This is a genomic window from Microcystis sp. M53598_WE2, assembly GCF_030067735.1.
In the GTDB taxonomy this organism is placed as follows: domain Bacteria; phylum Cyanobacteriota; class Cyanobacteriia; order Cyanobacteriales; family Microcystaceae; genus Microcystis; species Microcystis aeruginosa.
In genome coordinates, this window is record NZ_JASJFE010000501.1 from 1 (window position 1) to 1,648 (window position 1,648).

Sequence of the window (1,648 nt, forward strand, 5' to 3'; positions counted from 1 at the left end):
AATCAAAAATTTGACAGTCTCCAAAAAGATGTTAATGATTTAAAGGTGGAAGTCACAGAAATCAAAGGAGATATTAAAACTCTTGATCAGAAAGTCGAAACAATGGATAAACGACTGGAAAAAGTCGAAGATAGTTATGCAATCCTAGTTAAAGATATTGCGGACTTGAAAGGGTTTAAATCTCTGATTATCCCCATGGTTGTAGCTTTTTTAAGTGCCGTGGTCACTTTGGGATTGCGCGGCTTTTTTCTTGGCAATAAACCTTGATTTTTTATTTCAAGAAAGTAGTTATTTTCAAGAGGTTTTTAATGATGACACAAACTAGCGAAACCGTTACCTATTCTCTCGAATCTGTCCTGACAAGGATCGAGAGTAAAATCGACACCCTCCAAAGAGATGTTAATCAGAAAATCGACAATCTCCAAAGAGATATGGAGCACAAATTTGACAGTCTCCAAAAAGATGTTAATCAAAAATTTGACAGTCTCCAAAAAGATGTTAATGATTTAAAGGTGGAAGTCACAGAAATCAAAGGAGATATTAAAACTCTTGATCAGAAAGTCGAAGCGATGGATAAACGACTGGAAAAAGTCGAGGATAGTTATGCAATCCTAGTTAAAGATATTGCTGACTTGAAAGGGTTTAAATCTCTGATTATCCCCATGGTTGTGGCTTTTTTAAGTGCCGTGGTCACTTTGGGATTGCGCGGCTTTTTTCTTGGCAATAAACCTTAAATATATCAGGGGATATTTTAATCATCAAGTTTATTTTGTACTCTACCAATAAAATCCATGAGTTTTTGCATTAATCCTCATTGTCCTAAACCGAAAAGTATCAAGGAGAGTCGTTACTGTCAATCCTGTGGTTCCGACTTGCTTTTAAATGGTAAATATCGAGTCACAAATTTATTGAGTGCCAAAGGTGGATTTGGTAATACCTATGAAGTGATAGATGAGCGTAAAATACCCAAAGTATTAAAAGTTCTTACCTACGATTCCAGCAAAGCTATTGATTTATTTCAACAGGAAGCCAATCTTTTAAAACAATTAAATCACCCCGGTATTCCCAAAGGAGAAAACTATTTTATTTATCATCCCCGGGAGAGTCAAACTGCTTTACACTGTTTAGTCATGGAGAAAATTGCTGGTATTGACTTAGAAGAATATCAAAAACAAAGAGGATTTAAACCGATTGATTATAATCTCGCTTGTGATTGGTTAACTCAGTTAGCTAATATTCTCCACGAAGTTCATAAACATAAATTCTATCATCGCGACATCAAACCCTCTAATATTATCTTAAAACCCGATGGTCAATTAGTTTTAATTGATTTTGGAGCGGCGCGACAAGTGACTAAAACCGTCCTAGCAGGAGGCAAAAACACAGGAATTTATACCCCCGGATATGCTCCTCCCGAACAATCTCGCGGTCACTCTGTCCCCCAGTCAGACTTTTATGCTTTGGGCAAAACTTTCGTCTTTTTGTTAACCGGTAAAGAACCCAGTGACCCGAAAATTTATAATATTAATACCAATGAATTTAACTGGCGTAAATATACCCCAAATATCCCTTCTCGATTAGCAGATTTTATCGATAATTTAATGGCAGAAAAACCTATTGATCGACCTAAAGACAGCAAAACTTTGCT

Annotated in this window: 2 protein-coding genes and 1 pseudogene; all 3 read left to right on the top strand. The window is 36.2% G+C overall.

Going from position 1 to position 1,648, the window contains the following annotated elements; translation table 11 throughout:
* A pseudogene (locus PX636_RS10320) lies at positions 1–267 on the top strand (coiled-coil domain-containing protein); the annotation flags it as partial.
* Between the two features lie 44 nt (positions 268–311).
* Positions 312–734, top strand: a complete 423-nt coding sequence (locus PX636_RS10325) for a shikimate 5-dehydrogenase (protein ID WP_041804087.1) — start codon at positions 312–314, stop codon at positions 732–734.
* Between the two features lie 57 nt (positions 735–791).
* Positions 792–1,648 (top strand): serine/threonine-protein kinase (locus tag PX636_RS10330; RefSeq protein ID WP_288117042.1); only part of this gene is annotated, 857 nt, incomplete at its 3' end.

Bases quoted from the DNA above. Each gene is read 5' to 3' on its own strand.
- PX636_RS10325 (WP_041804087.1), top strand. From the start codon at position 312: ATGACACAAACTAGCGAAACCGTTACCTATTCTCTCGAATCTGTCCTG.